This is a genomic window from Bradyrhizobium oropedii, from assembly GCF_020889685.1.
Taxonomy (GTDB): domain Bacteria; phylum Pseudomonadota; class Alphaproteobacteria; order Rhizobiales; family Xanthobacteraceae; genus Bradyrhizobium; species Bradyrhizobium oropedii.
Map to the genome: position 1 here is coordinate 1 of NZ_JACMYO010000120.1, position 26,512 is coordinate 26,512.

Here is a 26,512-nt window from a genome sequence, read left to right on the forward strand (position 1 = left end):
TCCGATGCGGATATTCTTGGTCTGCAGCAGCGCCTGCGCCACCAACAGATCGGGCGACGGATGCGGCTCCCACGGTGCGGTGTGATGCTCTCCGATCCAGGCTTCCTGATAGCCGAGCTCGTCGAGCCAGCGCAGCGTCTGCAGGTCCCAGTCGTGCCCCTCTTTCAATCCGCACTCCGGCGGGTGCGAGGGCATGGTGAAATAGCCAAGCTCCATGTGCGTTTCCTTCCTTCGCGTTACGATTCAGTCATGCAATGCGTCTTGCCGCGCATTGCGCGACAATCAGCAAGCGCTGTGCCAGCGGAGGAAATCGCAGGGAATGGCTGTGAACGGCCGGATTTCGGCCGGCAGCGGCCGATCGCAGAGCTCAAGAGCACTGTGGCCGTCTCACAGTCGCGAGACCTGTCGCAACCGTGAGACGCGCGGCGATGGCGGTGATCTAGTTTACTCCCTCTCCACGTTCTTACGGGGTCGAGACGAGCGAAGCTCGCTCTTAGAGGGTTGGGGTGAGGGGCCGTCTCCGCATATACGGAGACAGATACTCTCGCGGAGACTCCCCCTCACCCGAATTCGAGCTTCGCTTGAATTCGACCTCTCCCCGCACGCGGGGCGAGGTGAAGCGGAGCGCGAGCAGATCAGCCCGCCGCGCGGCGCGGCATCGCGTTGTTGCTATCGGGCTCCGACGGCGGCGGGAGCTGCATCAGGATGGTCTGGCCCATCGAGGCAATCTCGATGCCTTCCTCCTGGAAGCGCCGCTTCATGCGACGGTTGAACTCGCGCTGCACCGACCAGCGGCCGCCATCGGTGCAGCGGATCTGGCCGACGATGGTGACGACGGAGCCGTCGACCTTGTCGACGCCCCACAATTCGAGATCGCCGCGGATCAGCGCGCGATACGCCGTCTCCTGACGCATCCCTGCGACGATGTCCTTCAGCACCTCGCCGGCGCGGTCGGTGTCCTCCTTGTAGGACACGTTGACGCTGACCGCGGCATTGCCGGCGCCGCGGCTGGAATTGGTGATCGTCGTCACCGCGCTGAACGGCACGGCATGCACCGAGCCGTCACCGGCGCGCAGCCGCATGGTGCGGATCGAGACGTGCTCGACCACGCCGGAGAGACCCGACACCGTGACGGTGTCGCCGACCTGCACGGTATTCTCGATCAGCAGGAACAGCCCGGTGATCAGGTCCTGCACCAGCTTCTGCGAGCCGAAGCCGATCGCGATGCCGACGATGCCGGCGCCGGCGAGCAGCGGCGCGACGTTGACGCCGATCTCGCTCAGCGCGGTAAGCCCGACCACCGCGACGATCATGCAGAACAGCGCCGTGCGCAGCATCGGCTGGAAGGTGCGCAAGCGCGCGGCGCGGGCGAAATGCCCCTCGCGCGACAGCGTGTCGATCTGCCTGTCCATCAGCGCATTGGCGACTTCCCAGATGACGGCCGCGGCGAGCGCGGCAATGCCGATCGTCACCAGCGCCGAGATCAGGCGAGAGCCGATCTGGCCGCCATAGAACCAGACGATGGCGTCGACGCCCCAGACCTCGAGCAGCGCGACGAAGCCGAGCAGGGCAATCACCGTCGTGACCACCTTGCGCAGCAACGGCAGATAGCGGTTGGCACGGGTCTCCAGCCCCGGGAAGCGCTGCATCAGGTCCGGACTGATGCGGAAGCCGCGGTCGATCAGGCTCAGCACCACCATGATGACGAGACGGGTGACCAAGAGCACCGCGATGGTGCCGACGAAATATTGCAGCAGCAGCGAATAGCCGTTGCGGATGTTGAGCGCCCACACCGCCCACAGCGCGAGGTCGAGCGCGATTGCCAGCACATGCCAGAGCCCCGCGAGACGGTTTCGCGTCCGCGCCGCAAGGCCGGTGCGATCGGCCGGCGCGCGGATGGCGTCGGCGACCTGGCGGCGGCACTGCAGGATGATGACGACGACGAAGAGATGCACCACCAGCATCACGAGCCGGATCAACGCGGCATAGCCGGCGCGATGCAGCCCGAGCAGCAGCGCGACATTGGCAAAGGCGATGCCGGAGACGCCGACGGCGACGATGCGCCGCGCCCAGATCTCGATATAGGCCGCGGTCTCGGCGCGGACGCGGAACAGGCCGAACGGCCCCGCCAGCGCGCGCACCGCGCAGATCAGGACGCGCGAGAACACATAGGCATTGACGACGGCGAGGATCACCAGCCGCGTGGTCGACTGGTCGCCGATCTCGGTGCCGAGCAGCGCCGTGGCGATGCCGCCGAACACTACCACCGGCAGCAGTTCGAGCAGCAGGCGGCCGAGCACGAAGGGCAGCCGGACCAGCGACTGCCAGGCCCGCGCCAGGCTGAGCCGGCGCCGATGTGACTCAGGCGTCGGCGTGACGTCGGCAACCGACGACGGCGGATCGGCGCTCGCGAGCGTCTGCACCGGCACGCGCGCGGTCTGCGGCAGCCGTGCTTCGAGGAACGCGACCGGCCGCTTGATCAGGCGGAACACCACCCATTCAGCCGCGAGCGCGCAGCCGAACACCAGCGCCAGCTTCCAGGCGATGTCGATCAGCAGGCCATAGGCCTGCGGATCGTTGGCGGTGCGCACGAACCAGTAATAGAACGCCGGGAAATGCGTCAGCGTGCGCGCGACGTCGGCGACCTCGCGCGACATCTCGCCGACCTGTTCCGACACCATCAGCAGGAGCTGAGCGCCGAGACTGTCCGCGGTGAGCGGGATCGGCGAATTCTGCTCGGGCGCCGGCTGCGCGGCAGCCGCCTGCGGCGAGGCGTTGGCGATGGCGCGCAGCGTGTTGATGATCTCGCCGCGTTTCTTGTCGTCCTGCAGCGTCTCGAGCGCGCGCTTCGCCTGCTCCGGCGTCAGTGCATCGCTGGTACTGGGTTGCGGCGGCGCCGGCCTGGCGCCCGGCTGCGCAAGCGCGGGAGAGACGAGCAAGGTGAGGACGAGAAGGATCGCAAAGCGAAATGTGTGCGACACGAGGGCCTCTTATTGAAAGTAATTGCGCGACGGCACATCCCTGGAAGGAATCAGCTCTCGCGCTCGCGCCATGTCGGATCGCCTCTTTTCGCCCCGATGATGTGTCGGAAGTTTGCCGCTGTAGCGGCCATGTCTTGGCATTTGCCGCAACACATACGTCACAAGTGTTGAGCGGCGTTTACGCATGCAGCGCGTTCCCGGCCGAGCCGCGCACCACACGTCAGGGATGAGGCGGCAGAATCTTTCGCTTGACGCAGGCCGGCCGTCATGATGTTCTTATTTTGTTCTTTTGGTTCCGATTGCGTTTCGAGGTGATCATGCACGACGTGTTCAGCGACGACGGTCCGGTCCGGCTCTTCTTTCATGATGACGACGAAACACCGCTGGAATTCATGCGTAACCTGTTGCGCACGGTATTCGGCAAATCCCGGAAGGAAGCGATTGCCGTCACCGCGCGAATCGAGGCCCAGAACGGATTCGCATGCGGCCCCTATCCCGCGACGGTGGCCAAGGCACTGCTCGAGTCCGCCCAACAGCTGATCCGCAGCAACGGGCATCCATTGCTGATCACCGCGTCAGCCGCCGACGCGGCCCGGCCGTGCGATCTCTGTGGCGCGTTGGAGCCCGTGACCGACGTGTTTCTCATCCGCCGGACAGTCTGCCTGTGCGGCAACTGCCTGATCGCCGCGCGGGCAAGCTCGGAAAATCTGCCGAGCGAGGAGTTCAGATATGCCTTCATGGCGCTCGATTGGCATTTTGCCGGGACGCCGCGCAATCAGATCATGACCCGGTCGCGGCAATTTCCCGGTCACATGCGAGCGGACGTTCAGATCGCGATCGACCGACTGTTCGATGCGCCGATCCATTTCTTCGGCATTCATGAGCAACACCGCTATGAGACCCTCGCGATTGCCTCGCTGATGGAGAACAGCCGCAACGCGCCGCCGATCGCGCCGCCGCAGTATCACGACGTCGACGTCGGCGAGCCCGAGTCGGTGAAATGCCTGACCAATGGTTTGTGGCTATGCCAAACCGAAGAGCTGCGCTACGCGGTGCTGCTCAGCTACCATCGTGATTATCAGACCGAGCCGGGCTTGCGGATCGAGCTCGCGGTGCCCGCAGGCGCCGCCGGAAACGCCTTGGTGCAGCGGACCTTTGCGGAGCTGGAAGCGGCCGTGCATGCGGCACGATCCTATCGCGGCAAGATCCTGTCGCTGGAAGATGCCGCCGACTATCGCGGCCGCGCGCGCGGCGTGACCGTGCATCGCCTGCCGACCGTCACGCGCGATGACGTGATCCTGCCGGCACGGACGCTGCGGCTGCTGGACCGCAACGTGCTCGACTTCGTCGAAAGCCGCGATCTGCTGCGCAAGCTCGGGCAGTCGACCCGCAAAGGCATCCTGCTGTATGGGCCGCCCGGCACCGGCAAGACCCACACCATCCGCTATCTCGCCACCAACCTCCCAAACCACACCACGCTGATCATCACCGCCGAGCAGGTCGGCCTGCTCGGCGCCTATATGAGCCTGGCGCGGCTGCTGCAGCCGACCATGGTCGTGATCGAGGATGTCGATCTGATCGCGCGCGACCGCGAGGACATGGGCGGACCATGCGAGGAATCCCTGCTCAACAAGCTGCTCAACGAGATGGACGGCCTGAAGGAGGATTGCGACATCCTGTTCGTGCTGACCACCAACCGCCCGGAAGAGCTGGAAGGCGCGCTCGCCGGTCGCCCCGGCCGCATCGACCAGGCGATCGAGGTGCCGCTGCCCGACGAAACCGGACGCGGCAAGCTGATCCGGCTCTACGGCCGTGGCCTGCCGCTCGAACCGCCCGTCATTGATGCAGCGGTGCAACGCACCGAAGGCGTCAGCGCCGCTTTCATCAAGGAGCTGATGCGCCGCATCGCCCAGGCCAGCATCGCCCGCGGAGGAGGCCAGGACGTCACCGCCGAAGACATCGACGGCGCGCTCAACGAGATGCTGTTCGACGGCGGCCGGCTCAACGTGAAGCTGCTCGGCGGCGCGCAGGGAATGAGCGCGGGGTGACGGCAGGTCAACGCGCCAAGAGAGCCGGCAGCAGCAACTCGCGCTCGCCGCCGGCGAGCCGCGCAAGCTCGTCCGACATCCGCGCCAGCACGCGCTCCCAGGCCTGCGGCCTGTCCTGACGGAACAGCCGCATGGTCGGATACCAGGGCGTGTCGACGCGGTCGCGCAGCCAGCGCCAGTCGAGTGCATAGGGACACAGCATCCAGACCGGGCGGCCAAGCGCGCCGGCGAGATGCGCAACCGACGTGTCGACGGCGATCACGAGATCGAGCGCGCTGACCGCCGCCGCGGTGTCGGCAAAATCGCCGAGCGTCGGCGCGAGGTCGACGATATCAGCACCAAGGCTCCGCAGCACCGGAGCATCGTCCGGCCGCAGCTCCTTCTGCAGGCTGTAGAGCTGGACGCCGGATGTGACCAGCCGCGGCAGCACGGCGTCCGCCGCCAGCGAACGCTGGCGATCACCCTTGTGCCTGGGATTGCCGGCCCAAACCACGCCGACCTTCAGCGCGGTGACGCCGCCGAGCACCTCGCGCCAGCGCGCCAGCCTGACGGCATCGGCCTGCAGATAAGACACGGCCGAGGGAATGGTATCGACAGTGGTGCGGAATATCCGCGGCAGGCTGAGCAGCGGCAGTTGCAGGTCGAACGGCGGCAATGGCTCGCCGCGCGCGAACACGGCGACGTCAGGCAGCATCGGCCGTAGCAGCGAGACCAGCGCCGGCTGTACCTGCAGAATGATCCGGCCGCCTCTGCCCGCCAGCATCGGCACATGGCGGACGAAATTGATGGCATCGCCGAGCCCGTATTCGACAAACAGCAGCAGCGTGCGTCCCGCCAGCGGCTCGCCCTGCCATTCCGGTTCGCCGAACACGGGATCGCCGTCGCTGAGCATCTTGGTCTTGCGGCGCCACTGATACTCCTCAAAGCCCTCCTCGAACTCGCCGTTCATCAGGAGGAAATGCGCGTGGTTGTAATGCGCCAGCGGCTGCTCGGGATCGAGCGTGATGGCCCGCCGCGAAGACACCAGCGCGGCATCGATCTCGCCGGCATTGCGCAGCGCGACCGCAAGATTGGCCTGGCCCTTGGCATAGTTTGGTTCGAGCTCGATCGCCTTCCGATGCGCGGCCACCGCCGCCTCGACCAAATTCTGCGCCTCGAAGATGATCCCGATGTTGGTGCGCGCGGCGGCATAGTCGGGCTTGAGCGCCAGCGCGAGCTCGGCGCAGGCGATGGCGTCGTCGACCTGTCCGACCTCGAACAGGCAGGCGCCGAGATTGTTGAGGATGACGTGATCGGACGGGTCGCGGGCCGAGACCAGCCGGTAGATACGGATGGCCTCCTCGCGCTCGCCCAGTTCGTGCAGCACCATGGCAAGCAGGCGCTGCGGCGCGAGGTTATCGGGATCGAGCGCGATCGCGCGGCGGTATTGCAGGACTGCATCCTCCAGCAAGCCCTGGCGATACAGCGCCGCGCCAAGGCCGCTGTGCAACCCGGCATTCCCGGGATCGGTGCCGAGCCCGCGTCGATAGGCCGTGGCGGCGGCCTCAAAGCGTTTCTGATCGGACAACACATTGCCGAGGTTGAGCCAGACCCCGCGATAGGCCGGATCGCGTGCGATCACCTCGCGATAGGCCTGCTCCGCCTCGACCGGCCGCTGCTGTCCGGCCAGGGCGACGGCGAGGTTGAACCGCGCCCGCGTCAGGCCGGGATCGAGCGCGATCGCCCGGCGAAATGCCGCCTCGGCCTCGTCGAAACGCGACAGATCGCACAATGCGACGCCGAGCTTGATGTGCAGGCCGGCATCCTTCGGCCGCAGCGTCACGCCGCGCTCGAACGCTGCCACCGCGCCTTCGTGCTCACCCTTGACGGCGAGCGCATCGCCGAGCGTGGCGAAGGCCGGCCCATGATGCGGATCGAGGCTGAACACCCGGTTCAGCAGCACCGCGCCTTCCGCGGCGCGATCGGTCACGAAAGCGATGACGGCGGACAGATGCAGCGCCGGGACATGGTCTGGATGGGCGGTCAGAATATCGCCGCATAACGTGCCGGCCTCCGTCGCGCGGCCCGCGCCATAATGCGCCACCGCATCCAGCAACATCCGATCAACCGCCACACTGCCCACGATCGCGCCCCCGCCTCTCAAACCCCGATGGGGATTAAACGGGCGACGCTGCCAAATCCGGCACGAGAAGTTCAGACGAGCGCCATCGGTTCCCGCGTCGCATCGCCGCTCTTGACGCCAGCCCCATCATGTAACATGTGAAGTTACATGATACGCGATAGCCGTTTATCCAGCGTGCTGCACGGCCTGCTCCACATGATCGGAGCGGGCGAGCCGGTGACGTCGGAGCAACTTGCACAGGCGATGGCCACCAACCCGGTGGTCGTCCGCCGCGTGATGGCGGGCCTGCGCGAGCAAGGCCTGGTCCACTCCGAGAAGGGCCATGGCGGCGGCTGGACGCTGGCACGCGATCCCACCGACATCACGCTCGCGGACATCTATCGCGCGGTCGGCGAACCCACGATCGTTGCCATAGGCCACCGCTCGGAAAATCCCGGCTGCCTCGTCGAACAGGCCGTCAACGATGCGCTCGGCGACACCTTTCGCGAGGTCGAGGCGCTCTTCCTGAAGCGGCTCGGCGGCGTGACGCTCGAAGCGCTGGCGAAGGATTTCAAGCGCCGGCTCGCCAAGCACAAACAAAGCCTCGAGGACCAGATTCATGCAGTCAAGTGAGCAGGCGAAGCCTCTGCCGTACAACGATCCCGCGCATTGGGACAAAATGGTCACCGCCTACGAAGCGCAGTCGCAGCCGTTCACGACGCTGTTCGCCGACGCCGCGGTCGCAACACTCCCGATCGGCCCGTCATCGAAAGTGCTCGATGTCGCCACCGGCACGGGGGCCGCGGCGCTTGCTGCCGCCCGCACCGGCGCGGCCGTCACCGCGATCGACTTCTCCGCCGGCATGGTGGCGCGGGTCCGCGCGCATGGCCTGCAGAATATCGAAGCACGTCAGATGGACGGCCAGGCGCTCGATTTGGCCGATGCCGCCTTCGATGCGGCGGTGTCGGTGTTCGGCGTGATGTTGTTTCCGGACTGGCGCGCCGGATTGCGCGAAATGGCGCGGGTGACGCGGCCTGGCGGAACGGTCGCGATCGCGGTCTGGAAAAGCGCGGACGGCGCCGCAGTGCATCTGCTGCTGTCGCAGATCATCCGGCGGCTCTATCCCGACAACGTCACGCCAATGCCCTGCAGAGGCCTCGCCGAGCTCGCCGATCCCGGCCGCTTCGCTGCCGCGGTCATCGCCGCCGGCTTCGCCGATCCTGTCATCGCCGAGATCACCCACGACTTCAAACTGGATGTCGCCAATCCCGGCGACGTCGACAAACTGTTCGAGTTCATGCCGCATTGGAGCGGGCTCGATGCGGACAAGAGCGCCGCGGTCGCCCGCGCCTTCCGTGCCGAGATCGACAGTAGACGGGTCGGCAACAGTTTTGCGATTCCCTCGACCGCGCTGATCGCGACGGCCCAGCGGCACTAGCGCAGCGAGCAGCAATCGTCGCATCTGGCGCGCGCTAGCGCCTGTCGTCGTCCGGCTTGTCTGCGTCACTCGGCGGCCGCAGGCCGGGGCTGTTGGCCCAGCGGTCGAGTTCCTCGATGACCCGCCGGTGGCTCGGCCGTAGCTTGGACGGACCACCGGGCTCCTGCGACAATTTACGGGGCAGCTTGACCTGTTCTGGCATAACTAGACTCCAGAGCTGGGCAGTACGCACGATACAAGCAGCGATCGCTACGCACGCGACTTGAGAAGATCGCGAATCTCGGTGAGCAATTCCTGCTCCTTGGTCGGCTTCGGCGGCTCGGCTGGCGCCGCCGGCGCTTCGCGCTTGAGCTGGTTCATGAGGCGGACCACGATGAACAGCACGAAGGCGACGATCAGGAAGTTGAGCGTCAGCGTCAGGAAGTTACCCCAGGCCAGCACCGCGCCCTGCTTCTTGGCATCGGCGAGGTTGGTCGCCGTCACCGACTTCGACAGCGCGGTGAAATAGTTGGAGAAGTCGAGCCCGCCGCTGGCCGCGCCGATGATCGGCATGATGATATCGGCCACCATCGACGAGACGATCGCGCCGAAGGCTGCGCCGATGATCACGCCGACGGCGAGATCGACGACGTTGCCCTTCATGGCGAATTCCCTGAATTCCTTCAGCATGTGATCTCCTGCTTCCGAAAAGGTGTGGCGCGGCCCGGCGACGGATCGCCGGCCCCTGCAAAAGTGCGAAGCCTATTTGCGAACTTCCGACTTCGCCGGCGCTGCGGCCGGCTGTGCGGGCGTCGCCTGCTCCCAGGGTGCGGGCAGAATGACCCGCGCCGGCGGCGGGAGCTGCGCGGCGCGCTCCACATTCGCATTCGTCGAATGCTGCTCGTCGCCGGAATTATCCGCGCGGGCGATGGCGATGGTGATGCCCAGCGCCAATGCTGCCAGCCCAAGCCCCGCGCCGATCGACGCGGCGGCGACGCATGTGCGCCGCCTGTTCAGGATGGCAGGATGAGATGAGGTCATCGCAACTGCTCCTCACGCAATACGCATGGTTCGGAGCCGTGCGGGCGCGAACACCGCGCACGGCTCGATTCAGATCGTCAGGTCTTGATGTCGGCCGGCAGCTTGCCGCCATTGGCGGCGAGCTTCGCCATCACCTGCTGGTGCAGCCAGACGTTCATGGTGGCGGTATTGTTGGTATCGCCGGTGTAGTGCAGCTCCTTTGCGAGCTCCTTGCGCGCCGCAAGGCTGCTGTCGAGGCCGAGCGCCTTCATCAGGTCGACGATCGAGGTGCGCCAGTCGAGCTTCTCGCCGGCGGCGGCGGCTGCCTTGTCGACGATCGCCGCGACGTCGACGGTTTGCGCGGCGGGAGTGCCGGGCGCCGTGGATGCGGCGGTGGACGTTGATGCAGGCGATGCGCCGGGCGCAGCCGACGTTGTGGTCTCAGGTGTCTTGCTCTCAGGTGTCTTGCTCTCAGGCGTCTTGGCCTGGGCGCCGTGGCCGAAGATTGCACCCATGATGCTTCCAAAAATGCTCATGTCTCTCACTCCGTGCGCCCGAGACACCGTTTGTCTCGTGGCTGGTTCCGGTGACGGAGCGGACGATAGGCAGGCCATTGGCCGAGCGGAAGATGACCATCGTCACTATCGGAGTGTGGGACGACGTGGTGCAGTTGGGGGAGAATCGTGCGGCCGTGCGCCGCACGTCGCGCGCGTTTCATCGTACGCCCCACGTGCGATGAAGTCAGCCGTCCCGGCCCGATTCGCCAGCCCCGAGAAGTCGGGACGGCTGACACCAACGTGTGCGGAAATATCGTGAGCCAGAGCGTCTCCGAGCGAAGTGGACGCCGGTTCGCGTGAAGACATCGCGCCAGCAAAGAACTAGAGCTGACGCCGCCGAATGGTCTGAGCAAGCTCGACAAAGCTTTCGGCAATGCCGACGCCGGTCTTGGCGCTGACCGATTTGACGCTCGACTTCGCGAGCTCGGCGATCAGGCCGGCGCTTCCCGCGGCTTCCGGCAGGTCGATCTTGTTGAGCAGCGCCCGGTAGGGCCGCCCCGGAAATCGCTCCTCGAAACCGCGGACCAATTCGACCATCCGGGTCACCGTCTGCGGCCGCGTGACGTCGGACACGATGATCGCCGCGGAGGCGCCGGTGACATAGACGGTGTCGAAGATCTGCGTGCCGAAATCGCCGTCGGTGTCCCACAGCACGAGGCGCATCGGGTCGCTGCCATCTGCCGGCGCCACGTCATGGCTCAGGATCTCGACGCCGAGCGTCGATTTGTACTGGCCCTCGAACCGGTTGTAGATCAGCCGATAGAGGATCGACGTCTTGCCGACCCCCATATCGCCGAGCAGCATGACTTTTGCGGTGAGCATCAGCGCGCCACTTCGCCTCGATAGACCGTCTCGAACGCCACGCGGCGGTTGCCGCCGACGGTGGCATCGAGCCGGTCGGTGATCGGCATCGTCGCGGCGCGCGAAACCAGAATCAGCCGCGACGGGTCGACCCCGAGCGCGCTCAGCCTGCGCTGCACCTGCTCCGCCCGCTTGCGCGCCAGCGTCCGGTTGGTGCCTTCGGTGCCGCTCTGATCGGCATAACCGACGATGCGCACCTTGAGATCGTTATTCGCCAACACTGCGGCAAGCTCGCGAAGCTGCTGGTCGGCCTGATCGTTGTCGAGGAAATCATCCGAATTGTTGACAAAGAAGATCGCAGTCGAGGCGATGAAGCGGTCGAGCCGCGCCGCGGGACCGTCGGCGACGGATTGCAGCCTGGTAACTTGCTCGCCCAGCTTCGCGGCCTGCTCGCCGAGCTTGTCGTTCTGTTCGGCGAGAGCGGCAAATTTCTGGTCGCCCGACTTCGTCTGCGCGCTCATTGCCTCGCGCATCTGGTCGAGGCTCGCCTGCAGGCGCGTCAGGCTCTGTTGCAGGCCTGCGATGCTGGCGTGCGACGCCGCCGCCTGCTCCGGTGCAGAGACCAGTCCGATGCGGTCGACGACCTTGTAGGGCGCAGCGGCCGCAGCGAGCGCGTCGATCAACGGCGCGGTCTCGAGCTCGCTCGGCTCGATGCCCGAAACGGCCACGCTTCGGCCGCCGTGATCGAAGTCGAGCTGCAGCGGGAATGTGGCGAGCAACGGCTGCTTCACAGCGAGCTGCTCCAGCGCCGCATGGGTTCGCCGCTCCAACAGACCCCGCGTCACCGATGTCACGGCAAGGTAAAGCAACAGCGCGGCCACAGCGGCCAGCACGGCGAACAGGATCACCTTGCCGCGCCGGCTCGCGATCCTGGGCGGCGCGTCGTCGGTCTCGATCGCGGCGGCGAGCGAGGCAAGCATCGGCGTATCGCAATCGGCGCCGCGGTCAATGCGCTCGATCGCATCGAAGAACAGCGAGTTGATCCTGGCATTGTCGGCGGGACGCAGCGGCCCCAGGCACTCCGCCGCCAGGATGTAGCGCGGCGAGGCGCGCAGCGCGAGCTGCCGTCCGCCGAAATCGAGCGTTTGCAGATTGCCTTCGCCGGCCAGCGCCTGCACGGAGAATTCGAGGATCGCCGCGACCATCGCGCTAAGCAGATCGGCGCGCTCGTCGGGGTTCGCCTCGCGCTTCCAGTCGGCGATCAGGCGGCCGTTGCCGCGCTCGATGATCAGCAGGCGATTGATCTGTGGCGGGCTATCGGCGAGCACGAACTCGCTGATCGGACGTCCCGTCACCAGCGACTTGACGCGCCCGACCCACAGCTGCGCCGAGGTCAGCGCGTTGATGCGCTGCTCGAGCGAGGCCACCAGTTCCCTGAACGCATTCGCGACCGCGGCGCTGACCAGCCGGCCGACGATCGGATAGAGCGCCTCGATCATCTGCTCGCGCGAATTCTTGATCTCGCTGCGGATCGCGGAGACCACGACCGGCGCAATCGCGGTGGCGAGCTCGCGCGGCCGATTGACCTCGGCGCGCTCCAGCGCCTCGACCAGAATGCCGGCGGTGGCCGTCTCCAGGCGATCGGAATTGCCGACATAGCGCTGCAGCGAATCGAGATCGGCCTCCAGCGACGTCAGACGCGTCGCCTCGGGCTGAAACAGCAATGTCTTGAGCTGCTCGATCTCGCGGTTCTGGCCGGCAGCAGCTGCCATGCTATTTGCCCGCGCGGCCCGATCCCAATCCGCTGATGGCCGCGCCGAGCTGGGTGATGGCCGCGCCGACATCCTTCAGCGAGTCGAGGCGCTTCTGCTCGGTATCCCGCTCCAGGTCGGACAGCCGCGCAGAAAGCGCGGTGAGCTCGTTGGTGAAGTCCGCCTGCATCTGCTTCAGCGATGCCTGCATCTCGTCGCGCAGACCCGTGAGGTTGGTCTCGAGCGAACGTTGCGCGCCGCCGAACAGGAGGTCGCGGACCTGATCGATCGCCGCCATGCCATGCGCCGCGGCATCCGCGCCGTTGCCGGCCGCCGCGTTTGCCAGTCCATCCGTATCCTTGGTCTGGCGCTCGATACCCTTCATGGTCATTCCCTGCTTGGTCAAAGCTGCGCAATCCGGACCTGCGGTGTCAAAAAGCAAATCCGAAACAATCCTATAGCCAATTTTGCGGGCGCGGCCCAGAAAAAGGCGAGCAATCTCAGCCAGATCAGCCGCCTGGTTGTCCGGACAATGGCAATTATTTCTAGTAAGTTATTGCCTTTATTGCGAGTTCTGTACGGTTCTTGACCTGGCATTTTTCCAGGATGGTGCTGACATAGTTCTTCACGGTTCCCTCGGCCAAGTGCAGCCGCTCGCCGATCTCGGTATTGCTCTTGCCCTCGACGATCAGCGTGAGAATTTCATTCTCCCGTGCCGTCAGCCCGTCGCGCACCGGCAGCTTCGCCGAGATCCGCGGACCGCGCAGCCGTTTGAACTCGTCGAGGATGCGCGCGGCGACACCAGGCGAAAGCCCGGACTGGCCGTTGATCACGGCGCGGATCGTCGATGCGATCTCCTCCATCCTGGCATCCTTCAAGAGATACGCCTTGGCGCCCGCGCTCACTGCCTCGAAGATCAGATCGTTGGTCTCGAATGTCGTCAGCACCACGATATGGGTCTGCGGCAGCTCGCGGAGGATCCGCTGGGTAGCCGCGATGCCGTCGACACGCGGCATTTGCAGGTCCATCAGGATGACGTCCGGCCGGTAGCGCCGCGCGAACTCGATGGCCTGCTCGCCGTCGGACGCGCCGGGAAGGATCTCGAAATCGTCGTTCTGCTGGGCGAGCAGTGTGGCGATCCCTTCCCTGATCAGCGTCTGATCCTCGGCGATCAGCACCCGTACCTTCTCAATCCTGCTCACGGGCTTCCATCATCCTCTCGAAGGTGTACGCGGCGACCACCTCAACATGGCGACCACATCAATCGGCCAGCACGCCGGCAGATGCTGCCGGCGGCACCGCCACGGGGAGCGATATCCGGACCAGCGTTCCCTGTCCGGGCGCGCTCTCCACCGCGCAGCTTCCGCCGACAAGTTCAGCAAATTCGGCCATTCCAATCAATCCGAAATGTCCTGGAGTAGGCACCGCGGGATCGAACCCGCGGCCGTCATCGCGGATCTCGACAACGAGCTTCCGGCCGACCGCGGCCGGCTCATCGAAGGCGTGAAACGAGACGCGGCGTGCCTGCGCATGGGTCTGAACATTGCGCAGCGCCTCGCTGAGAACGCGCTGAACGGTCAGGCCGCAGTCGCGCAAGCCGGCCCGTGCCTCCTCGTCGATCTGGATCGACACCCTGACGCCACTGCGCGTGGCGAAGTCGCTCAGCTGCCCCTCGACATCGGGATCGAGCTTCCAATCGTCGGGCATGCGCAGCCGTGCGATCGCCTCGCGGGCTCGGCCGAGACCGCTTGCGGCGGCGTCTTCCGCGGTCGCAAGGCTGTCCGCCACGCGCGCGGGATCGGCCCTCAGATAATGCCTGATCAGCCGGATCTGGGTCAGCAGCGCCACGATCGAATGCACCAGCGTATCGTGCAGATCGCGCGCCAGCCGCAGCCGCGTCCGCGCCAGCGAGGCAAAACGCACCTCCGCGCTCGCCGCCTCGAGCTGCTGCTCCATCAGGCGCCGGGCCCGGCGCTCGCTGCCGAGCAGAGTCTCGACCTGGCGGCCGGCGAAGTCCGGCATGGCGATGACGAAATAATGCGACTGCGCGCCATTCCACAGCACGACTGCCGTCATCGGCTGCGTGATGTCAGGCGATGCGCCACGCACACCGGCCAGCGCGATCATGTCCCGCTGGCCGCTCGCAAGCGCCGCCAACTCGGCTTCCATGCCGACCAGCAGCATGCACTCGCAACAATCGATACCGATGGCGGGAAGCCATTCGACCAGCCCCCCGATTTTCCGCTGCATGTTCCGGTCTGCACCGATGACGGCGAGACCGATGACATTGGCTTCCGCGGCCGCAAGCAAATCCCTGCTCAGATCGATCATGCGTTGCCCATCAACTCAGCGAGCAGCCCACTCTGGCGTAAGCCGGTAGCGGCCGCAAACGAATATGACTTTCGTCACAACTGATCCTGACTTTCGTCAGATGCCGCCGCCGCTCGAAATGCGGTTCTGTTCGGTGATGAGCAACAGCGCAAGTCGTGATGTGCCATATGCCGGCGTCCATGGCGATGCCAGCCCGGCGCCGGGCTTTTCGGAAGGCCGCGCCAGTCGACCGGAGTGTGAGCTGACAATGAGGGCTGCGCCACGGAAATCGGCGCGCATTGAGCTGCGCATGTTGGCGGAGGCGGAAAAGCCCGCGCGGCGCCGGCGCCTGAGCGCGACCCAGAAGGTGGCATTGCAGGAGGCGCTGGTCGGCCGCCTGCAGCTTTACCCGCGCGGATATGCCGCGAGCAAGACCGGACCGTTCCACTCACGGCGCGCCATCCTCGGACTGGTGCGTGCCGGCCTGATGAGCCTTAGCGCGACGGCGCGCTATGCCGCCGTGACCAAGCGCGCACGCGACACCTACGCGGCTCCGGCGACCAGCGAGAGCGAGTGAGCGCACGTCATCGGGCACCCCGGCCCGATGGTCAGTCCGGCAGCTGCGCGCCCCAGGCCGCCGTCACGTTGCCGCCGAGCCGCGGATTGTTCAAAGGCCTTCTCGCGCGAAGAAGCGGCAACAAATCCGTATCATGAAACCGGGCGTAGTATGGCTCCATCCAGGCAAGGTCGCCCTGGAAGGTCCAGGGGAAGAGTTGCTGCGGCACTTGCGAGAGAGCGCTGAAGCTCCGCTCATCCTTGACGGCGCGAACGATCACGGCGGCGAGCCGATGGATCGCTCCATTGTTCTCCGCATAGAGATCGATCTTCCGGCGGCTTGCGAGTTCGGCGCAGAACACCAGCGGGGTGAGCGCAAAATTGTGGTAGTGCAGCGCGCGCTCGCCACGCTTCAATTCACGTTCCAGTTCGCCGTGCGCCCCGATGTCCCTGATGCCCTGACGCGCCCGGGAGAGGCCGGCTTCGACCAGATCATCGCGATCGGTCAGGGTGCCGATCGACATCAGATCGAGCCCGGCCCAGTAGACCAGGTTGTTGCCGAGGTGGTTGATGCGATCGGCATCGCGCGTCTCCTCGGCGATCCGGATCAGCCATGGCTTGATTTGCTGGAAGCGGTGATCCGCTTTGGTGGACGCCGCGGGGAAGCGCAGCAGCGCCAGCGCGAAATCGGTCCCGGCCCAGGAGCGTTCGAAATCGCCCTGGTAGTTGGCGCCGATCGTCAGCAGCGCATTTCCCCTGGCCCAGCCGGCGAGCAAGTCCATGACGCAATCCGGATCGCGCTCATCGGCCGCCTTGTTGACCTGCGCAATGAACGCATGGAGCGGCTTGATGGCCTCCGCGTAGCCGCCGGCATTCTGATAAAAACCGGGCGGATCGACCGACGTCAGCGCCGGTGGCGCCTCGCACGTCCGGGCCGATGCCGGCTGCGCGAGGCAAGCGAAGGCGATCGATCCGCAGATCGTCGCAAGTCGGATATCAAGCTTCATGGAAAGAACTCTGCGAGCCACCGCGGGGACGAGACGCCACGTCGTGAGCGCAAACACAGTCATCGACAAACGCGCGCACCAAGACAACCAAATCTAATGTGATGCGATCCGAAATCGAGTTCAGGCGCCGTTCAGAATTTTGGAGCGCGGCTGAGGCTCGTCGAAGCAGGCAGACCGGTCAGAACGGAAACGGGAATTCACGGACGGGGGCCTTGTCGTCAAAGCCGACGCCTGTCGCCGGCCCCTTGCGGTAATGGCCATTGTATTGGCCGATGTAGCGGCCGCTTGGAGAGCGACAGGCGAGATCGTCGCACCCCGCAGGCATCGGCCGGCGCTCGTGATATCGCGTTCGGTGACAGTTGCAGTCCTGATCGCAGACCATCCTGATCCGGACAACCGACGGCCGCCAAGCGCGATCGGCGGCAGGGCCGGCGGCACTGCCCAGCGCGAGCGCAATCTGGGCAACGCCGATGATCAGATCAATCATGACCGTATCCCCCTATTGCGGAGCGATGGGCCACGCATCGCGCAGCCGCTCGCAGTCGAACCGGAAACGATCGCCACGGCGGAGCGTAACCTGCCACGGCGCAGTCCTGGCAAACGTCGAATCGACGGTTTGGCCGTCCGGATAGGTGATCCGGACGGTGGCCTTGTGCAGCCAGGAGCCGATCGGAGCATAGGGAAGCTCCTCGGATCGCAGCACCTCGGCGCGGCAACGCGCCGGGGATGCCGCGGAGGCTGCGGCGCCCGAGAGAACGGTCAATCCCAGGATCACCACGGAGAGCGTGCCGAATTTCATTGCAGCTTGCCCTTTGAATGAGCGGGTTGTCATAAAGCCGTCGCACCGCACAAAGCTGTGCAGATGCTTATTTTATCTTCAGATTCGTGCTATATATCGACTCGAACAGAGTGATGGCTGGCACGCATATGCGGTTTCTCGGTCTCGTTCTTAGGACGCTCTTTTTACTGGTCGTGGTGGTGACAACGGCCCGGGTGGCTATGCCCCAGAATGAGAGCTTTGCGACTTTGTATGACACCCCCGCTGACCTGTTCCGCATCCTGATCGGCGCCGCCGTCTGCTTTTTCATTTGCATCCAGATATTCCGGTATTCCCGCGATCCCGCTGACATGCGCAGATGGGTTCCGATTGGTCTTGCTGTCGTGCCGCTCGCGCTGATTTGCGCACGCGTCATCTGGTAACGCAACGGCTCCCTGCTCAGCGTTTCATATCTGCACCGAGCCGTCGGGATCGGCTCAACGCCTGCGCGCCCCTGATCCTCACCATACCCATCCAGCGATCCGGCCCAGCTTTCCGTCGCGGCTTTCTGGCGGTTGGCGATGCGCCGCCACGCCGCCGGCGATCACGTAGATCTGAAGGAAGACTGCGAAGATAATCTTTACAGTTTACCTTCATATATGCCATTCTCACCGGCATGAACAATTCACCGGCCCGTACCGGCTCAGGGCGCACGTCCGCGCTCGCCGAGGACCTCCGCTTGTTGATTGGAACGCTGAAGCGCCGGCTTCGCGAGCAGGGCCAGCGTGAGGATCTGCCGCCTTCCCAGGTCGCGGTGCTGCTTCGCCTCGAGAAGGATGGTCCTGCGACCGTGTCCAGCCTGGCGCGGTCGGAAGGGATGCGTCCGCAGTCGATGAGCTCGGCGATCGCAGCGCTCGAAGTTGCGGGCCTGGTTCGCGGCGCGCCCGATCCGGATGACGGCCGGCAGACCATCATGTCGCTCACCGAGACCTGCCGCGAGCGGCTGCGCACCGGCCGCGCCGCGCGGCAGGATTGGCTGTCGCGCACCATCGCCACGCGGCTGTCGGCGCGGGAGCAGGACGAACTCGCCGCCGCCGTCGGCCTCCTGAAGCGGCTGGTCGAGGATTGATGCCCGCCGCGCCGATCGCGAGAAACATCGGCTGAAAGGAAACCATCATGGCCCTGACGACGCTCGATCCGATCACCGCCCTCATTGTCGTCGATCTGCAATCAGGCCTCGTCGGCGCGCCCTTCATCCATCCGTTCGCCGACGTCGTGGCGCGCGCCTGCGACCTCATCACAGCGTTTCGGCAACGCCGACTGCCGATCGCGCTGATCAATGTCGACGGCACAGCGCCCGGACGAACCGAGCGCCCGCGCCCCGGCGGCGCATTTCCCGATGGCTGGACCGAGCTGATCCCGGAGCTCGACCGGCGAGCGAGCGACATCGTCGTCACCAAGCGGACATGGGGCGCATTCGCCAGCACCGATCTCGAGAGCCGGCTGCGCGCCCGCGGCGTCACCCATGTCGTGATCGCCGGCGTTGCCACCGGCACCGGCGTCGAATCAACTGCAAGACAGGCCTATGAGGCCGGCTTCAACGTCACGCTCGCGATCGACGCCATGACCGATGCTCGGCCGAACGCCCATGACTACAGCATCGAACACGTGTTCCCGCGGCTCGGCGAAACCGGCTCGACGCAGGCGATCATCGATCTCCTTGAAAGGACCAACGCCCATGAACTGGCTTGACCTCGTCGCCTACTTCTTCGGCGGCGCCTTCCTCACCAACGCCATCCCCCACGTCGTCGCCGGCATGATGGGCGAACCGTTCCAGAGCCCGTTCGCAAAGCCGCCGGGCGAGGGCCTGTCGTCATCGACCGTCAACATCGTGTGGGGCTTCTTCAACCTCGCCGTCGGATATCTGCTGGTCTGCCGCGTCGGCGACTTCGGCCTCCGAACCACCAGCGACGTCGCCGCACTCGGCCTCGGCGGCCTCCTGATCGGCCTGCTCCTGGCGCGGCGGTTCGGACGGTTTCACGGCGGGAACGATCCTCAGCGAACATGAGACGCATCTTTCGATCGCTGGCGAGCTTCAACTACCGGGTCTGGGCGGCCGGCGCGCTGGTGTCCAACATCGGCACCTGGATGCAGCGCGCCGCCCAGGACTGGCTGGTTCTCACCCAGCTCACCAACCACAGCGCCTCCGCCGTCGGCATCGTGATGGCGCTGCAGTTCGGCCCGCAGCTATTATTGATGCCGTGGAGCGGCTTTGCCGCCGATCATTTCAACCAGCGCAAGCTGCTGATAGCGACCCAGGCGACGATGGGCGTGCTCGCGCTGGTCCTCGGAATTCTCACCGTCACCGGACTGGTGCAGCTCTGGCACGTCTATGTGTTCGCCTTCCTGTTCGGCTGCGCCGCAGCGCTCGATGCGCCGGTGCGCCAGACCTTCGTGGCCGAGCTGGTCAGCGACACCAACCTGTCGAACGCGATCGCGCTGAACTCGACCTCGTTCAACGCCGCGCGCATGATCGGCCCGGCCGTCGCCGGCCTGATCATCGCCTCCGTCGGCACCGGCTGGGCCTTCCTGTTCAACGGCGCTTCGTTCCTGGCGGTGCTGACCTCGCTGACCTTGCTGCGCACCTCCGAGCTGCGCCCGAACGCGCGCGCCCATCCCACCAAGGGCAGCGTCATGCAGGGTTTTCACTATGTCTGGTCCCGCCCCGATCTCCGGGCGACGCTGATCATGCTGTTCCTGATCGGCACCTTCGGGCTGAACTTTCCGATCTTCATCTCCACCATGGCGGTCGGCGTGTTCCACACCGATGCGCGGGGCTTCGGCCTGCTGTCCTCGGTGATGGCGCTCGGCACGATGTCGGGCGCGCTGCTCGCCGCGAGCCGCGACCAGCCGCGGTTCTCCTCCCTGATGCTGGGCTCTGCGATCTTTGGCCTCGGCTGCACGCTCGCCGCCCTGGCGCCGAGCTATTGGCTGTTCGCCGCCGCGCTCGTCGTGATCGGCGTCGCCGCGCTGACCGTCGCCAACACCTCGAACGCGCTGATGCAGCTCTCGACCGAGCCTGCGATGCGCGGGCGCGTGATGGCGCTGCGGCTCGGCGTGGCGCTCGGCGGCACGCCGATCGGCGCACCGATCGTCGGCTGGGTCGCCGATCACCTCGGCCCGCGCTGGGCACTCGGGGTCGGCGCCGCCGCCGGCTTTGCCGCCGCAATCGTTGCCCTCGGCATGCTGTCGCGGGCAACCGCCGAAGCCGGCCACGGCAGCCTGCCCCCGGCGGAGTGAGCTAGGGTCTCCTTCAGACGTGTGACCAGTCGCGTTGCAGTATCTGCGTCATTGCGAGCCACCCGGTCGGCGCGCAGCGCCGCCGGATGACAGGCTCCGCGAAGCAATCCATCTCACCACTTGTGGAAACGTGGATTGCTTCGTCGCTAACGCTCCTCGCAATGACGGTATTAGACACCTTGCAACACGTCAGACGAAGGCGCTCAATCCCGTGATCGACTTGCCGACGATCAGGGTGTTCATCTCGCGGGTGCCCTCATAGGAATAGATCGCCTCGGCATCGGCGACGAAGCGGCCGATATGATTTTCGAGCAGGATGCCGTTGCCGCCGAGCAGCTCGCGCGCATAGCCGACGCTCTCGCGGCATTTGACGGTGCAGAACGCCTTCGCCAGCGAAGCGTGCTCGTCCAGCATCACGCCCTCGTCCTGCATCTGGCCGAGCCGCAGCATCATCGCCTGGGTCGCGGTGACGTTGCCGAGCATCCTGACCAGGAGATCCTGCACCAGCTGGAAGCCGCCGATCGGCTTGCCGAACTGCCGCCGTTCGGTCGCATAACGCAGCGCATGCTCATAGGCGCCCATCGCGCAGCCGACGGCGAACCACGCCACGCCGGTGCGGGTCATGCGCAGCACCTTGGCCGTGTCCTTGAACGTGTTGGCGTTCTGCAAGCGGTCCGCCTCAGGAACACGGCAATCCTTCAGGGTGATCAGGCCGTTCTGCACCACGCGCAGCGCCATCTTGGTCTTGATCTTCTCGACCGAGAAGCCGGGATTGTCCTTCCCCACGACAAAGCCCTTGACCTGGTTCGAGGTCTCCTCGCGCGCCCAGATCACGTTGATGTCGGCGAAGGTGGCATTGCCGATCCACTTCTTTTGTCCATTGAGAATCCAGACGTCGCCCTCGCGTCGGCAGGTGGTCAGCATCCCGCCCGACGTCGCGGAGCCGACCAGCGGCTCTGTGAGACCGAACGAGCCGATCTTCTCGAAGCGCATCATCGCAGGCAGCCAGCGCTGCTTCTGTGCTTCGTCGCCACACAGATAGATCGAGCCCGCCGAAAGCCCGGTATGCACGCCCCAGAAGGTCGCGACCGAGGAATCCACCCGCGCCAATTCCATTGCGACAAAGCCGTTTAGCAGCCAGCTGCCGCCGGCCGCGCCATAGCCCTGGTAGCCGACGCCGCCGATGCCGATTTCGGCCATCTTCGGGATGATCGCGAACGGAAACTCGTCGCGGCCCCAGAACTCCTCGATGACCGGCGCCACCACGCCTTCGGTGAACTCGCGCACGCGCCGCAGCAGCGCGCGCTCCGTCTCGTTCAGGACGCTGGCAATGCCATAGAAATCGCCGTTGATCGGCGGTGGCGCGTAGTCCGGCCTCGACGTCCGTGTTGCCTGCGCGTTAGCCATGGTGTCCTCCCTGATGCCTGGCGAGGCCTTGCTTGATCTGTCGTGATGCCGGCAGACGATCTCAGGCCGACTTGTTCGGACGGACGCTGGCGCGGAACTCTTCGAAGTTCTCCTTCATCCGGTCCTGGATGATCTTGACCGCATCGGTGGTCGACTGCCGTGCCGTCGACGCGCTGTCCTGTGCGCCTTTGACCGCGATATCGAACACTTTCCGTGCGAACTCGGTCTGCAAGGCGAGGTTCTCATGGACCTTGCCGAGCGGCTTGTATTCGCGCGCCAGCGTCGAGGCCTCGCGCAAGCCCGCCTCCAGCACCTCGCGCTGCTTCTGCGCCACCGATTGCGCGCCTTGCGCCGCCACTTTCGCGCTCTGGCCGAGCGCCTCGAGATTCTTCTTCTGGGTCTGGAGCAGTTCGTCCACGTTCAGCTTCGGCAAGCCGAGATCACTACCGAACTTCCGCAGCATATCGATATATGAGCTGTTATCCGTCATGATGTCCTCCCTGTGGTTACGATTTCTGCCGCCGCTCTCCGGACGTTGGAACGAGATCCCTGAGGTAACTGGTCGTGCGCGAGAGCAGGGTCGACGGCGCGACCTGACGGCTCTCGTCGGCGAGAAACGCCTCGATCAGCCGGGCGGTCTCCGCCGGCCGCGTCACCATGAACAGGTGCCCGTCGTCGATCAGCTGCAGCTCGGCGTTCGGGATCAGGCTCGCCATGATGTGGCCGTTGATCGGAGGGACCAGCGGATCATCGCGGCCCATCAGGATCAGCGTCGGCTGCGGCAACGACCACAGCCATGGCAGGCTGGTCCAGCCGGTCATCGCGAGCAACTGATAGAAGTAGCCCGCACTGCGCGCGCCGTGCATCGCCGCCGCATGCCGGCCGATCAAGGACGGATCGTCGCGGAACGCGCCGCCATAGATGTCGGCTGCAATGCTCTTCATGTAGCCCTTGTCGGTGTAGCGGCGCGGCGTCGCCATCTTCCACAGCACCGAGGGGCTTGCCGGCACCATGGTGAAACCGGGCGCGGTCGCGGCGAGCACCAGCCGGCGGCAACGCTTCGGAAACTGATGCGCGAATTGCTGCGCGATCCCGCCGCCCCACGACACGCCGGCGACGTCGACCTCGGCGTAGCCCAGCGCCGCGACGAGCTCGGCGGCAAGCCGCGCCAGCGTCGACGGGCGATAGGGCCACGCCGGCCTTGGTGATCCGCCGACACCGGGCACGTCGAAGATGATTGCTGACGTGCCGGTAAGCGCGTCGAGGAACGGCTTCGCGAGCTCCCAGTTGGCGCCGATGCCGTTGAACAGCAGCAACGGCGGCCCGTTGCCGTCGCCGTGCCGGATCGCGACCTGAAGCATTTGCCCGTCGATCGTGACCTGCCGGGTCTCGATCGTGCCGCGTTGCGCGGCCGCCGCAGGCCCGGCCTTGTCGGCGCTGGTGACATCCTCAGTCAAAGACATAGGTCCCCGGAGCCGCACCCAGCGTCGGATAGCGCGCGCTGCCGAGAGAGCTCGGCGCGCTGATCTCGTCGTCCGAGCGCGGCTGCAGCCAGTCGCGCCAGTCGAGCCACCAGCTGCCCTTGCGCTTCTCGGCAGAGGCCATGAACGCATCGGGCTTGTCATTGGAGATCGGCCCGATCATGAACGATGCCTTCGGATTGCTCGGTGGATTGAGCAGGCTCTGCAAATGCCCGCTGTTCGACAGCACGAAGGTGGTGCCCTCGCCCATGATCTGCGCCGTCTTGTAGACGCCCTTCCACGGCGTGATGTGATCGGTCACCCCGGCGACGACGTAGCTGTCGGCCTTCACCTTGCTCATGTCGATGGTCTTGTCGTTGAGCGTCAGCTTGCCTGCGTTGACGAACGGGTTACTGAAATAGAGGTCGAGATAGTCGCCGTGCAGCGCCGCCGGCAGCCGCGTCGTGTCGGCGTTCCAGTACAGGATGTCGAACGCGGGCGGCTGGTTGCCGAGCAGATAGTTGTTGACCCAGTAGTTCCAGATCAGGTCGTTGGGCCGCATCCAGGCGAACATCCGCGCCAGATCATGGCCGTCGACGATGCCGCGCAGTTGCGACGACGCCTTCGCCGCGCGCATGGTCTCCGGCGTCATCAGGCAGCCGAACGTGCTCTCCTCGGCCGAGTTGGGATCGAGCAGGCAGACCGCCAGCACCAGATTCTTGATCTTCTTCTCGGCGGCGCTGCCGAGCGTCGCGAAATAGGCCGTCGAGGTGATGCCGCCGGAGCAGGATCCCATCATCGAGATGTCCTCGCTGCCGGAAATCTCGCGCGCCGCATCGACCGCCTCGTCCAGCGCCGCGACATAGGTGTCGAGCCCCCAGTCGCGATGCGCCGCCGTCGGGTTGCGCCAGCTCACCGCAAAGGTCTGGATGCCGGACTCAAGCAGGAAGCGGACCATGCTCTTGTCCGGCGAAAGATCGAGCGCGTAGTACTTGTTGATCTGCGGCGGCGTGATCACGAGCGGTCGCTTCCTGACCGTCGGTGTCGTCGGCGTGTACTGGATCAGCTCGAGCAGCTCGTTGCGAAAGATCACCGCGCCCGGCGTGGTCGCGAGGTTCTCGCCGACCTTGAAGGCGCTCGTGTCCACCATCGACGGCATGCCGCGATTCTGCGTCAGATCGCCGATATAGTTCTTCAGGCCGCTCCACAGGCTCTGCCCGCCGGTGTCGATGAACTTGCGGACTGCTGCCGGATTGGTGAGCATCGTGTTGGTCGGCGCGACCGCGTCGATCAGGATGTCAGTGATCAGATGCGCGCGCTGCTTGTCGATGTCGCTGAGGCTGGTCTTGTCGACCAGGCCGTTGACCGCTTCGCCCCACGCCAGATAGGTCTTGAGCAGGCTGCTATGCAGCGAGCTCTCCTTCCAGGTCTGGTCCGCAAACCGTCTGTCTCCCGACTTGGGGGCGCGCTCGGACTTGCCGGCGACGATCGAGCCGAGCTCGCCGACAAAGGACAGCCATTGTTCGGTCGCTACCTTCGGTTCGTTCATGACCGCCTTGAACAGGATGCCGGCGCTCTCGACCAGATCCTGGCCCTGAATGCCGACCAGTGGATTGAGCGCCAGTGTGGTCCGCGACGCGGCCTCGGACATGTCGGAGGCCGGCGAGTCCGGGCTGCGATTTTCCGTGCTCATTGCTTTGCTCCCGCTGCCGGAATCAGAACCGCCAGTGTTTCGGCGATCAAGGCGGGCTTCTCCGATCCTTCGACCTCGAGCGTGTTCAGGGTTTTCATGATCACCTGGCCGCCGTCCCTCGGCTCGATGCCGGACAGCACGACACGCAGCCTCACCTTCGCGCCTGATGGCACCGGCGCCAGGAAGCGCACCTTGTCGACCCCGTAGTTCAGCCCCGCGGCGGCATCGCGCGGAATGATCCCGACCTGCATCGCCAGCGGCGCCACCATCGCCAGCGTCAGGTATCCATGCGCGATCGGACCGCGGAACGGGCTCTCCCGTTTCGCCCGTTCGACGTCGACATGAATCCATTGGCGATCGCCGGTGCAGGACGCAAAATTGTCGATGCGCTGCTGATCGATGGTGACCCAATCGGAAAGTCCGAGCTCCTTTCCAACATGTTCACCCAGCCCGGCCATTGTGAGGTTGCTCATCTCGTTGTCCTCCTCGATCTTTTCTCAGGCGTGCCCGCACCGTCACATGTCGCCGTACAGCTCGCGCAGCTCCTTCTTGTTGATCTTGCCGACGCTGGTCTTGGGAATGCTGTCGATGAACAGGATCTTGCCGGGTATTCCGTATTTCGAGATGACGCCTTTGTCGGCGAACGCCTTGAGGTGGTCCTTGATGGCATCATCGCTGAGGCCATCGGCACCAGACGGCTTCTTGACCACGAGCGCCAGCGGCCGCTCGCCCCATTTCTCGTCCTTGACGCCGATCACCGCGGCCTCGGCGACGCCGGCGCATTGCGAGATCAGATCCTCGATCTGCAGCGAGGATACCCATTCGCCGCCGGTCTTGATCACATCCTTGATCCGGTCGGTGATCTGGACATAGCCGCCCGGGGTGACCACGGCGATATCGCTGGTGTGCAGATAGCCGCCCTCCCAGAGCTGCTCCGAGCCTTCGGGATTGTTGAAGTAGCCCTGAGTCAGCCACGGCGCCCGCAGCACGATCTCTCCGGCCGACTTGCCGTCATGCGGGACGTCCTTCATGTCGGGGTCGACGATGCGCAGGTCGACCAGCGGGCCGGCCATGCCGGCGCGGGTGCGGAATTCGACCTCGCCTTCCAGATCGCCGCTGAGATCCCTGGATTGGACATGGGAGACCGCGGCAAGCGGGCCGGTCTCCGACATGCCGTAGCCCGCGAAGATATCGATGCCGGCCTCCATCGCCTGCTTGGCCAGCGCCTTCGGCAACGCAGAGCCGCCGATCACCATCTTGAGACCCTTGAGATCGACCTTGGCCGCGGCGGCGGCGTTGAGCAGCATCTGCAAAATGGTCGGCACGCCATGCGTGAAGGTGACGCCC

At 65.4% G+C, this 26,512-nt stretch carries 31 protein-coding genes; 9 read left to right on the forward strand and 22 right to left on the reverse strand.

The window, feature by feature from the left end:
* A partial coding sequence (locus H8A95_RS28135; RefSeq protein WP_229186161.1) for an LLM class flavin-dependent oxidoreductase occupies positions 1 to 216 on the reverse strand: 216 nt, incomplete at its 3' end.
* A 419-nt stretch (positions 217 to 635) separates the two neighbouring features.
* Positions 636 to 2,981 (reverse strand): mechanosensitive ion channel family protein, encoded by a 2,346-nt coding sequence (locus tag H8A95_RS28140; RefSeq protein ID WP_420839468.1) that lies wholly within the window; start codon positions 2,979 to 2,981, stop codon positions 636 to 638.
* Between the two features lie 317 nt (positions 2,982 to 3,298).
* On the opposite strand from H8A95_RS28140, the gene H8A95_RS28145 reads away from it, so the two are divergent.
* Positions 3,299 to 5,029 carry an ATP-dependent Clp protease adaptor ClpS gene (locus H8A95_RS28145; protein WP_229186162.1) on the forward strand — a complete coding sequence of 577 codons (1,731 nt, stop codon included), beginning with the start codon at positions 3,299 to 3,301 and terminating at the stop codon, positions 5,027 to 5,029.
* A gap of 7 nt (positions 5,030 to 5,036) precedes the next feature.
* Here the strand turns inward: H8A95_RS28145 and H8A95_RS28150 are convergent, their stop codons facing one another.
* Positions 5,037 to 7,127 (reverse strand): tetratricopeptide repeat protein, encoded by a 2,091-nt coding sequence (locus tag H8A95_RS28150; RefSeq protein ID WP_229186163.1) that lies wholly within the window; start codon positions 7,125 to 7,127, stop codon positions 5,037 to 5,039.
* Between the two features lie 171 nt (positions 7,128 to 7,298).
* Here H8A95_RS28150 and H8A95_RS28155 point away from each other — a divergent pair, with 171 nt between their 5' ends.
* A complete protein-coding gene (locus H8A95_RS28155) occupies positions 7,299 to 7,763 on the forward strand; it encodes an Rrf2 family transcriptional regulator (protein WP_229186164.1) in 465 nt (154 codons plus the stop codon).
* Complete coding sequence (locus H8A95_RS28160) at positions 7,750 to 8,568, forward strand: class I SAM-dependent methyltransferase (RefSeq protein ID WP_229186165.1); 819 nt, start codon at positions 7,750 to 7,752, stop codon at positions 8,566 to 8,568. Before H8A95_RS28155 ends, H8A95_RS28160 begins: the two co-directional genes overlap by 14 nt.
* Before the next feature lie 34 nt (positions 8,569 to 8,602).
* On the opposite strand, the gene H8A95_RS28165 is transcribed toward H8A95_RS28160, so the two are convergent.
* From H8A95_RS28165 to H8A95_RS28210, 10 genes are all read right to left on the reverse strand, one after another.
* Positions 8,603 to 8,770: a hypothetical protein gene (locus tag H8A95_RS28165; RefSeq protein WP_229186166.1), complete on the reverse strand. Its 168-nt coding sequence runs from the start codon at positions 8,768 to 8,770 to the stop codon at positions 8,603 to 8,605.
* A gap of 47 nt (positions 8,771 to 8,817) precedes the next feature.
* Entirely contained in the window at positions 8,818 to 9,237 is a 420-nt protein-coding gene (mscL, locus tag H8A95_RS28170; RefSeq protein WP_050419983.1) for a large conductance mechanosensitive channel protein MscL, read from the reverse strand.
* A gap of 72 nt (positions 9,238 to 9,309) precedes the next feature.
* Positions 9,310 to 9,588: a hypothetical protein gene (locus tag H8A95_RS28175; protein ID WP_229186167.1), complete on the reverse strand. Its 279-nt coding sequence runs from the start codon at positions 9,586 to 9,588 to the stop codon at positions 9,310 to 9,312.
* Between the two features lie 77 nt (positions 9,589 to 9,665).
* Positions 9,666 to 10,103, reverse strand: coding sequence for a DUF3597 domain-containing protein (locus tag H8A95_RS28180; RefSeq protein ID WP_229186168.1), 438 nt, complete (start codon positions 10,101 to 10,103; stop codon positions 9,666 to 9,668).
* Between the two features lie 342 nt (positions 10,104 to 10,445).
* Positions 10,446 to 10,946 (reverse strand): Rab family GTPase, encoded by a 501-nt coding sequence (locus tag H8A95_RS28185; protein WP_229186169.1) that lies wholly within the window; start codon positions 10,944 to 10,946, stop codon positions 10,446 to 10,448.
* Positions 10,946 to 12,697 carry an OmpA family protein gene (locus tag H8A95_RS28190; RefSeq protein ID WP_229186170.1) on the reverse strand — a complete coding sequence of 584 codons (1,752 nt, stop codon included), beginning with the start codon at positions 12,695 to 12,697 and terminating at the stop codon, positions 10,946 to 10,948. Before H8A95_RS28190 ends, H8A95_RS28185 begins: the two co-directional genes overlap by 1 nt.
* Before the next feature lies 1 nt (position 12,698).
* Positions 12,699 to 13,082, reverse strand: coding sequence for a hypothetical protein (locus tag H8A95_RS28195; protein WP_229186171.1), 384 nt, complete (start codon positions 13,080 to 13,082; stop codon positions 12,699 to 12,701).
* A gap of 139 nt (positions 13,083 to 13,221) precedes the next feature.
* Positions 13,222 to 13,878, reverse strand: coding sequence for a response regulator (locus H8A95_RS28200; protein WP_163154551.1), 657 nt, complete (start codon positions 13,876 to 13,878; stop codon positions 13,222 to 13,224).
* Positions 13,879 to 13,936: 58 nt separating this feature from the next.
* The gene (locus H8A95_RS28205; protein ID WP_229186172.1) at positions 13,937 to 15,007 is read right to left on the reverse strand and encodes a sensor histidine kinase; all 1,071 of its coding nucleotides are present in this window, start codon (positions 15,005 to 15,007) and stop codon (positions 13,937 to 13,939) included.
* A gap of 96 nt (positions 15,008 to 15,103) precedes the next feature.
* Positions 15,104 to 15,286 (reverse strand): hypothetical protein, encoded by a 183-nt coding sequence (locus tag H8A95_RS28210; protein WP_229186173.1) that lies wholly within the window; start codon positions 15,284 to 15,286, stop codon positions 15,104 to 15,106.
* A 10-nt stretch (positions 15,287 to 15,296) separates the two neighbouring features.
* On the opposite strand from H8A95_RS28210, the gene H8A95_RS28215 reads away from it, so the two are divergent.
* The gene (locus tag H8A95_RS28215) at positions 15,297 to 15,563 is read left to right on the forward strand and encodes a hypothetical protein (protein WP_229186174.1); all 267 of its coding nucleotides are present in this window, start codon (positions 15,297 to 15,299) and stop codon (positions 15,561 to 15,563) included.
* 31 nt (positions 15,564 to 15,594) lie between these two features.
* On the opposite strand, the gene H8A95_RS28220 is transcribed toward H8A95_RS28215, so the two are convergent.
* The 3 genes from H8A95_RS28220 to H8A95_RS28230 form a co-directional block, all read right to left on the reverse strand.
* Entirely contained in the window at positions 15,595 to 16,548 is a 954-nt protein-coding gene (locus H8A95_RS28220) for an alginate lyase family protein (protein WP_229186175.1), read from the reverse strand.
* A 178-nt stretch (positions 16,549 to 16,726) separates the two neighbouring features.
* Complete coding sequence (locus tag H8A95_RS28225) at positions 16,727 to 17,035, reverse strand: hypothetical protein (RefSeq protein ID WP_229186176.1); 309 nt, start codon at positions 17,033 to 17,035, stop codon at positions 16,727 to 16,729.
* Positions 17,036 to 17,047: 12 nt separating this feature from the next.
* Positions 17,048 to 17,347, reverse strand: a complete 300-nt coding sequence (locus tag H8A95_RS28230; protein ID WP_229186177.1) for a hypothetical protein — start codon at positions 17,345 to 17,347, stop codon at positions 17,048 to 17,050.
* A gap of 113 nt (positions 17,348 to 17,460) precedes the next feature.
* Here H8A95_RS28230 and H8A95_RS28235 point away from each other — a divergent pair, with 113 nt between their 5' ends.
* From H8A95_RS28235 to H8A95_RS28255, 5 genes are all read left to right on the forward strand, one after another.
* A complete protein-coding gene (locus tag H8A95_RS28235) occupies positions 17,461 to 17,748 on the forward strand; it encodes a hypothetical protein (RefSeq protein WP_229186178.1) in 288 nt (95 codons plus the stop codon).
* A 233-nt stretch (positions 17,749 to 17,981) separates the two neighbouring features.
* A complete protein-coding gene (locus H8A95_RS28240) occupies positions 17,982 to 18,434 on the forward strand; it encodes a MarR family winged helix-turn-helix transcriptional regulator (RefSeq protein ID WP_229186179.1) in 453 nt (150 codons plus the stop codon).
* A gap of 47 nt (positions 18,435 to 18,481) precedes the next feature.
* Positions 18,482 to 19,057 carry an isochorismatase family protein gene (locus H8A95_RS28245; protein WP_229186180.1) on the forward strand — a complete coding sequence of 192 codons (576 nt, stop codon included), beginning with the start codon at positions 18,482 to 18,484 and terminating at the stop codon, positions 19,055 to 19,057.
* The gene (locus tag H8A95_RS28250) at positions 19,044 to 19,373 is read left to right on the forward strand and encodes a hypothetical protein (RefSeq protein WP_229186181.1); all 330 of its coding nucleotides are present in this window, start codon (positions 19,044 to 19,046) and stop codon (positions 19,371 to 19,373) included. The genes H8A95_RS28245 and H8A95_RS28250 overlap by 14 nt, the downstream gene beginning before the upstream one ends.
* Positions 19,370 to 20,605 carry an MFS transporter gene (locus tag H8A95_RS28255; protein ID WP_229186182.1) on the forward strand — a complete coding sequence of 412 codons (1,236 nt, stop codon included), beginning with the start codon at positions 19,370 to 19,372 and terminating at the stop codon, positions 20,603 to 20,605. Before H8A95_RS28250 ends, H8A95_RS28255 begins: the two co-directional genes overlap by 4 nt.
* A 189-nt stretch (positions 20,606 to 20,794) precedes the next feature.
* On the opposite strand, the gene H8A95_RS28260 is transcribed toward H8A95_RS28255, so the two are convergent.
* From H8A95_RS28260 to H8A95_RS28285, 6 genes are all read right to left on the reverse strand, one after another.
* A complete protein-coding gene (locus H8A95_RS28260) occupies positions 20,795 to 22,012 on the reverse strand; it encodes an acyl-CoA dehydrogenase family protein (protein ID WP_229186183.1) in 1,218 nt (405 codons plus the stop codon).
* 61 nt (positions 22,013 to 22,073) lie between these two features.
* Positions 22,074 to 22,502: a phasin family protein gene (locus H8A95_RS28265; RefSeq protein WP_229186184.1), complete on the reverse strand. Its 429-nt coding sequence runs from the start codon at positions 22,500 to 22,502 to the stop codon at positions 22,074 to 22,076.
* A gap of 16 nt (positions 22,503 to 22,518) precedes the next feature.
* Positions 22,519 to 23,469: a poly(3-hydroxyalkanoate) depolymerase gene (phaZ, locus tag H8A95_RS28270; RefSeq protein ID WP_229186185.1), complete on the reverse strand. Its 951-nt coding sequence runs from the start codon at positions 23,467 to 23,469 to the stop codon at positions 22,519 to 22,521.
* Positions 23,462 to 25,165, reverse strand: coding sequence for an alpha/beta fold hydrolase (locus tag H8A95_RS28275; RefSeq protein ID WP_229186186.1), 1,704 nt, complete (start codon positions 25,163 to 25,165; stop codon positions 23,462 to 23,464). The genes phaZ and H8A95_RS28275 overlap by 8 nt, the downstream gene beginning before the upstream one ends.
* Positions 25,162 to 25,638: a MaoC family dehydratase gene (locus tag H8A95_RS28280; protein WP_229186187.1), complete on the reverse strand. Its 477-nt coding sequence runs from the start codon at positions 25,636 to 25,638 to the stop codon at positions 25,162 to 25,164. Before H8A95_RS28280 ends, H8A95_RS28275 begins: the two co-directional genes overlap by 4 nt.
* Before the next feature lie 42 nt (positions 25,639 to 25,680).
* A partial coding sequence (locus H8A95_RS28285; protein ID WP_229186188.1) for an AMP-binding protein occupies positions 25,681 to 26,512 on the reverse strand: 832 nt, incomplete at its 5' end.

Coding starts and splice junctions, on each gene's coding strand:
- H8A95_RS28255 (WP_229186182.1), top strand. CDS start 19,370: ATGAGACGCATCTTTCGATCGCTGGCGAGCTTCAACTACCGGGTCTGG.
- H8A95_RS28265 (WP_229186184.1), bottom strand. CDS start 22,502: ATGACGGATAACAGCTCATATATCGATATGCTGCGGAAGTTCGGTAGT.
- H8A95_RS28150 (WP_229186163.1), bottom strand. CDS start 7,127: ATGTTGCTGGATGCGGTGGCGCATTATGGCGCGGGCCGCGCGACGGAG.
- mscL (WP_050419983.1), bottom strand. CDS start 9,237: ATGCTGAAGGAATTCAGGGAATTCGCCATGAAGGGCAACGTCGTCGAT.
- H8A95_RS28245 (WP_229186180.1), top strand. CDS start 18,482: ATGGCCCTGACGACGCTCGATCCGATCACCGCCCTCATTGTCGTCGAT.
- H8A95_RS28215 (WP_229186174.1), top strand. CDS start 15,297: ATGTTGGCGGAGGCGGAAAAGCCCGCGCGGCGCCGGCGCCTGAGCGCG.
- H8A95_RS28165 (WP_229186166.1), bottom strand. CDS start 8,770: ATGCCAGAACAGGTCAAGCTGCCCCGTAAATTGTCGCAGGAGCCCGGT.
- H8A95_RS28180 (WP_229186168.1), bottom strand. CDS start 10,103: ATGAGCATTTTTGGAAGCATCATGGGTGCAATCTTCGGCCACGGCGCC.
- H8A95_RS28145 (WP_229186162.1), top strand. CDS start 3,299: ATGCACGACGTGTTCAGCGACGACGGTCCGGTCCGGCTCTTCTTTCAT.
- H8A95_RS28225 (WP_229186176.1), bottom strand. CDS start 17,035: ATGATTGATCTGATCATCGGCGTTGCCCAGATTGCGCTCGCGCTGGGC.
- H8A95_RS28275 (WP_229186186.1), bottom strand. CDS start 25,165: ATGAGCACGGAAAATCGCAGCCCGGACTCGCCGGCCTCCGACATGTCC.
- H8A95_RS28240 (WP_229186179.1), top strand. CDS start 17,982: ATGAACAATTCACCGGCCCGTACCGGCTCAGGGCGCACGTCCGCGCTC.
- H8A95_RS28230 (WP_229186177.1), bottom strand. CDS start 17,347: ATGAAATTCGGCACGCTCTCCGTGGTGATCCTGGGATTGACCGTTCTC.
- H8A95_RS28235 (WP_229186178.1), top strand. CDS start 17,461: ATGGCTGGCACGCATATGCGGTTTCTCGGTCTCGTTCTTAGGACGCTC.
- H8A95_RS28155 (WP_229186164.1), top strand. CDS start 7,299: ATGATACGCGATAGCCGTTTATCCAGCGTGCTGCACGGCCTGCTCCAC.
- H8A95_RS28190 (WP_229186170.1), bottom strand. CDS start 12,697: ATGGCAGCTGCTGCCGGCCAGAACCGCGAGATCGAGCAGCTCAAGACA.
- H8A95_RS28250 (WP_229186181.1), top strand. CDS start 19,044: ATGAACTGGCTTGACCTCGTCGCCTACTTCTTCGGCGGCGCCTTCCTC.
- H8A95_RS28175 (WP_229186167.1), bottom strand. CDS start 9,588: ATGACCTCATCTCATCCTGCCATCCTGAACAGGCGGCGCACATGCGTC.
- H8A95_RS28260 (WP_229186183.1), bottom strand. CDS start 22,012: ATGGCTAACGCGCAGGCAACACGGACGTCGAGGCCGGACTACGCGCCA.
- H8A95_RS28205 (WP_229186172.1), bottom strand. CDS start 15,007: ATGATCGATCTGAGCAGGGATTTGCTTGCGGCCGCGGAAGCCAATGTC.
- H8A95_RS28280 (WP_229186187.1), bottom strand. CDS start 25,638: ATGAGCAACCTCACAATGGCCGGGCTGGGTGAACATGTTGGAAAGGAG.
- H8A95_RS28210 (WP_229186173.1), bottom strand. CDS start 15,286: ATGCGCGCCGATTTCCGTGGCGCAGCCCTCATTGTCAGCTCACACTCC.
- H8A95_RS28185 (WP_229186169.1), bottom strand. CDS start 10,946: ATGCTCACCGCAAAAGTCATGCTGCTCGGCGATATGGGGGTCGGCAAG.
- H8A95_RS28160 (WP_229186165.1), top strand. CDS start 7,750: ATGCAGTCAAGTGAGCAGGCGAAGCCTCTGCCGTACAACGATCCCGCG.
- H8A95_RS28220 (WP_229186175.1), bottom strand. CDS start 16,548: ATGAAGCTTGATATCCGACTTGCGACGATCTGCGGATCGATCGCCTTC.